Genomic DNA, 5,540 nt, shown 5'->3' on the forward strand with positions numbered 1-5,540 from the left:
TTTAGTTACTGTCATATCTTTTGTTGTAACATAATCCATAATTTATTATAATATGCGAATATAATATAACAATTGACTCAAGATTCAGCTACTTTATTTTTTAGGATATGTCTCTTTTGTAGCATAATTTAAAATACTAGCAGTTGCCAATGCTGCAAATATTGTAAGAAGCGCCATTTGATGATCTATAAAAAGCGCTAGTGTTGATGCTATAATTCCACTCACGATAAACATAAACCCATTGATAACAGATAATGATGTGCTGATGCGTTTTCGCTCTACAATTTCACTGCCAACAGTAAAGTTAAGCATATGTCCTCCCGCAAAAAACCCAAACATTAACATACAAGAATATACGATATAAACCGCCAAATGGCTGCATAGTAAAATAATAATCGAAACGCCTTGTAGCAGAGCGAAAGCGGAGATTACATGCTTTCTATTTTCAAATAAGTCTGAGATTTGATCTGCAATTGGTGCACCAACTGCAAGACCGAGCCATAACACCGTAGTTGCTATACCTGATCCCATTGCATCAAGTTCTGAGTTGCTCAACAACCTTGGTGCCCATAAGGTGTTAAGCGCTAAAAATGTTCCAAAAGTAGTAGCACCCACTATTGAGGTTATCCAGATGCTTTTTAGTTTTAGCACTGCGAGCACAGAACACATTACCGTTTTTATGGAGCTTCTTATTGTGCATTTTTCTAAACTTTTTTCTGAGAGTGCTTCTGGGTAGAAGAGCATAAGTGCAAATATTAACACGCCAAGTAGTATTATGCATACAATCAGATTTTTCCAATATATACCTTCAGCGAGAAAGCTAGAGAACAATATTTGAATTACCAGTGCAGAAAGGCTTGAAATTGTCTGTACCAGTGAGAACACCAGACCAAATTGGACAACGGGAAAACAGGTACTACTGATATGAGCAGCCCCAACAAAGCCAAATGAGGCTCCAATTGCAATAAACACTTGAGATAAAATCAAATGGGAGAAGTTTTCACTATTAATGAGAACAAGAAACCCAAGGATTATAGTTGATAACGAAAAGAAGTAAATTTTTTTGCTTGAAAAAGTATTAAACATTGCTCCACTAAAAAACTGTGAGATGGCAAAAGTCCAATTATAAGCTGAGTTTACCAGTGCAACTTACGCGGTCGTGAGTCCAAGTTCTTTTTCAAGATCTACGCTTATAAAAGTATAAATTACCTGCATGTTGCTGAATATAACAATTAAGTTACCAATCAGCCAAACGAACCAAGTTTTAGCCTTACTTTCCATAAAATCTGCTTAATAGCACTTAGTCTAATAAAAGTACCAACTAACATAAGTCACCACTTCATGTCTTAAAGTTTTATATATTTATTCTGAAATAAAGTCAAAAGAAAATTTAAAAATTTTAAGAAATAAATTGACTTCCCGATAACGAAAGTTAGTATAATCTTTATACTTAAGAAATTTACCAAATAAAAAAAGGCAAAGGAAACCCCGTTAGCTAGTTATTTACTATCTATCTTTTAAATTAGCATTTTTTTATTGTCTTAAACGTTTTAACACATGCATTTTAGCTTATATTGATAAAAACCTTGAAAGTTTATAAAGACATGAGGTGTACATAGTGCAAAAAATTAAACATAAGATGCCAAGTACATTGAGTTTTTTTGTTGTTTAATCTGTACGGACTGAAGATAAATAATAGCTTCAGTATTATATATTGGAGGAGTTTGTCAAGTAGTTTTTTTGTTCTTATTGCCACGCTGAGATTAATAGGCAGCTCAACTAATGGTCAATACATCTTCTATTAAAAATTGTACAAACTCATTGCCATTCCAATAATTCATAGAGATTTTGCCCAAAATAGCTTTAACATCACCCTTCATGATAGCAGAACCAAGATGAGTATTTGCAGAACGAAACGCAATAGCTCTAACCGTAGCATTATCGTCAGCAATGAAGCATTTTATATGGTCAACTCCTATAACTTCGGGCTTCCTGATCTTTGCTCCTTGGATAATAAACCTCGGCTCAGGATTACCAACACCAAATGGCTCTAAGCGTTGCAGTTGATTCCACAGGGATAAGTTTATTGCCTTAGCAGTTACTATACCGTCGGCTTTTAAAGCTTTATTATGCGTAAAGCGTGCAAACCTCTCAGCAAAAAAGTCATATAAATCGTTTATTCTGTCTTCCTTAATCGCAAACCCTGCTGCCATACTATGGCCGCCACCCTCAATAATCAGATTTATAAGTTTTGCAGAAAGAACTGCAGCTCCAATATCAATCCTAGGAATTGACCTACAGCTTGCTTTTCCTATTCCATTGTTTAAAGATATCACAATCGTTGGCAAGTGGAACCGCTCTTTCAGCCTTGATGCAATTATACCGATTATTCCCTGATGCCAATTGCCGCTTACCATTATAAAATTTGCACCTGATTTCACGGACTTTTCTACTTGTGTTGTGGCCTCTAAAATAGCCTCACTTTCCATCATTTTCCTTGTATCATTTAAGTCTATTAATTTTAGCGCGATGGAATGCGCCTCCTCTTCATCATCTATAGAAAGCAGCCTTGCGCCAAGCGATGCTTCTCCAATTCTTCCTCCAGCATTTATGCATGGCCCAATATTAAAACCTAGCTGGGAAACGCTTGGTTTTTCAAGAATTCCTAAAGCATCAAATAAAACGCGTAAGCCGACGTTTTTTCTTGCTGACATAACTTTTAACCCTTGTGAGACAAATGCTCTATTAAGGCCAGTGATCTCCATAACATCGCAAACAGTGCCAAGGGCGACCAAATCTAGCAGATCAAATAAATCTGGTTCTTTTCTATTGGTAAAAAACTCTTGCTCACGCAGGCTTTTATTAAGAGCAACAATTAGCAGAAATGAAACTCCAACTGCTGCAAGGTTAGTATAAGGAGAGCTCTCATCAAGGCGATTTGGATTAACAACTGCTGCAGCACCTGGTAGTTTTTCTGTGCCAAGATGATGATCGATAACTATAATATCAAGATCGAAATTCTTGGCATCCTCTATTGGTCGATACGCAAGTGTGCCGCAATCAACAGAAATACATAGGTCAATTCCTCTTTTTTTGAGTTGCAATAAAGCGTCTGCATTTAATCCATAGCCCTCATTAACACGATCTGGAATGTAGATTATAGAGCGTATACCAATTGCCCTTAGGTATCTGTTAATTAATGCTGATGACGTTGCACCGTCAACATCATAGTCACCAAATATTGCTATGTTTTCACCATTATTTATTGCCCGTATTATGCGGCAAACAGCCTCATTCATGTCAAGAAGATGGAAGGGATCTGGTAATAGCGATCTGATTAGTGGATATAAGAAGTTGCCTGCACTCTCTACATTAACACCGCGAGTAACAAGTGTTCTAGCTAGTATTTCTGGTAATTCAAATTTTTGAGTAAGGGTTACAATTTCTCTTTGATCTGCTTCTTGTAACCTCCATAGTACATTTGTTATACTGCGCTTTTCAATATTAAGTAGCATATTTTGTAAGTAAAACAAAACCACTTTACCAGAACTTTTAAGCTTGTTCTACAATTGAATTTGCCATTCCTTCGAAGCATGGTACAATTTCAAAAAATATCTTGCAAGTCCTAAATTGAAGTACTATCATGTACCTTTCAATAAAATATTAGGGGTTATTATGAGTGGTAGAAAAAAGAATTATATACGTTTTAATAAGCTAATAGATAATCTTTATGACACTCAGTTAACCGCAAGGATAGTTATGGGGCTATAGCAGGAGTTGGTGCTGTAATAGGAACGCTTGCAGAATTAGGGCTCAGATTTACAGCTCTGTCATCTTTAGTTATAGGCGGAGTTATTTGTGCTGTATTTCCAATTTCGCTAGTACTTGTAGCTATAGGGTTGCACCGTTACTATCGTTATAGGATCAACGAATTAAAAAAAGAAATGAGGTATTATAAAGAAGGGCGTAACAGCAGCGTTTACCACCCTTGCTTTTTGCAACAGTTGCAAGTGTAGCAGCTGGAGTAAGTCTTGCAACAACCGCAAATGCTATTCTCCCTGGTGTTTTTGCAGCTTGGTGGCAATAGCGGCAGGTGCAGGAATAAGTCCTCTTGCACTACCTATAGGAATAGTTACAGGGGTATTTGCTGCAGGTAGTATATCTGAATCTATCATTTATTTTAAGTGATAGAAATTTTTATCTTTAGCAGGTTTCAAGGTAATTGTTTACTGTTTGCAAAAATATTCGCATAATTTAAGCAACATCAATTGATAAAAGTTATGGAGCTTAACAAGATTGCAGCATCAATTTTACTTTCCGGGCTGATTATTGTAACAATCAGCAATGTAGTTGATGTGCTCTACAGTCCGGAGAAATATAAGATTGAACACCAAACGATAGTAGCCGCTGGTGGTGGTGAATCTCAGCAAAGAATTGAGCAAGTAGCGCTTGACATCGGAGTACTCATGCAGAATGCTAGTTTTGAGAAAGGCAAATCAGCAGCAAAGAAATGTATAGCTTGCCATAGTTTTGAGAAAAGTGGAGCAAACAAAGTAGGGCCAAACTTATGGAACATAGTTGGAAACAAAAAAGCACATCTTGGCAACTCATTTAACTATTCAAAAGCAATACTCGAAAAGGGCGGAAAGTGGGGATATGAAGAGCTATTTACCTTCCTGAAGAATCCAAAAGCTTATATAAAAGGTACACGTATGGCGTTTTCAGGTATTTCCAATCCCCAAGAAATTGCAGATTTAGTCAGCTACTTGCGCCAACTAAGCGATAGCCCGGTTGATTTACCAAAGTAATGCGGATTACTGTAAACTATTCGGTAAAAGTGGCAAGTACATAGCATATCGAAAACTACAGGGAAAGAGAGCTTTTATAGTCTTTTTTGGTGGGTTTGCATCAAACTATGAATAGAACTAAAGTAACTGCTATTTATAAATTTTGCCAGAAAAATGATGTAGCGCTTGCGCTATTTGACTACTTTGGCCACGGCCATTCAAGCGGTGATTTCACTGATTACACGATAAGTGATTGGCAAAAAAATTGTACTAGAGTGATCAACGAATTAACTAGCAACAAACAGATAATTATAGGTTTAAGTATGGGAGGGTAGCTAATGTTGCTCACTGCTCTTCAATTTCCAGGAAGAATTGCAGCATTGATTGGTGTATCACCTGCTTCTGACTTCACTGAGGATGTAATATTCAAACAGTTATCAGGTAAGCAAAAAGAAGAACTAGATTCTAAAGACATAGTGGACTTTACTTCAGGGCGTTGTGCATACAAAATAACCAAGAATTTGATAGAAGACGGCGGGAAAAATCTTCTTTTAAATAAGGAAACAACAGACATAAACTCTCCTGTACGCTTATTGCATAGCATTAACGATAAAGATGTTCCTTACCAAACCTCACTAAATTTAGCTGAAAAAGTCAAATCAACCGATGTTGAGGTGCACTTGACAAAATTAGCGGAGCATAACATGTCTGGCAGCCATTCATTGAAAAATTTTTTCAGACCATCAAAGAATT

5 protein-coding genes and 1 pseudogene are annotated in these 5,540 nt (G+C 36.6%); 3 read left to right on the top strand and 3 right to left on the bottom strand.

Annotation, left to right across the window (positions count from 1 at the left end; genetic code table 11):
• Window positions 1-93 precede the first annotated feature (93 nt).
• The 3 genes from IHO13_RS04210 to IHO13_RS05790 form a co-directional block, all read right to left on the bottom strand.
• The gene (locus tag IHO13_RS04210) at window positions 94-1,086 is read right to left on the bottom strand and encodes an MFS transporter (protein ID WP_255586099.1); all 993 of its coding nucleotides are present in this window, start codon (window positions 1,084-1,086) and stop codon (window positions 94-96) included.
• 689 nt (window positions 1,087-1,775) lie between these two features.
• Window positions 1,776-3,515 carry a single-stranded-DNA-specific exonuclease RecJ gene (recJ, locus tag IHO13_RS04215; RefSeq protein ID WP_225538420.1) on the bottom strand — a complete coding sequence of 580 codons (1,740 nt, stop codon included), beginning with the start codon at window positions 3,513-3,515 and terminating at the stop codon, window positions 1,776-1,778.
• Window positions 3,516-4,049: 534 nt separating this feature from the next.
• Window positions 4,050-4,175, bottom strand: a complete 126-nt coding sequence (locus tag IHO13_RS05790; protein WP_255586100.1) for a hypothetical protein — start codon at window positions 4,173-4,175, stop codon at window positions 4,050-4,052.
• A gap of 105 nt (window positions 4,176-4,280) precedes the next feature.
• On the opposite strand from IHO13_RS05790, the gene IHO13_RS04220 reads away from it, so the two are divergent.
• From IHO13_RS04220 to IHO13_RS04230, 3 genes and pseudogenes are all read left to right on the top strand, one after another.
• Window positions 4,281-4,808 (top strand): c-type cytochrome, encoded by a 528-nt coding sequence (locus tag IHO13_RS04220; protein WP_225538417.1) that lies wholly within the window; start codon window positions 4,281-4,283, stop codon window positions 4,806-4,808.
• A gap of 107 nt (window positions 4,809-4,915) precedes the next feature.
• Entirely contained in the window at window positions 4,916-5,122 is a 207-nt protein-coding gene (locus IHO13_RS04225; protein ID WP_225538418.1) for an alpha/beta fold hydrolase, read from the top strand.
• Between the two features lie 3 nt (window positions 5,123-5,125).
• A pseudogene (locus tag IHO13_RS04230) lies at window positions 5,126-5,540 on the top strand (alpha/beta hydrolase); the annotation flags it as partial.

Source organism: Wolbachia endosymbiont of Mansonella perstans, from assembly GCF_020278605.1.
Classification (GTDB): Bacteria; Pseudomonadota; Alphaproteobacteria; order Rickettsiales; family Anaplasmataceae; genus Wolbachia.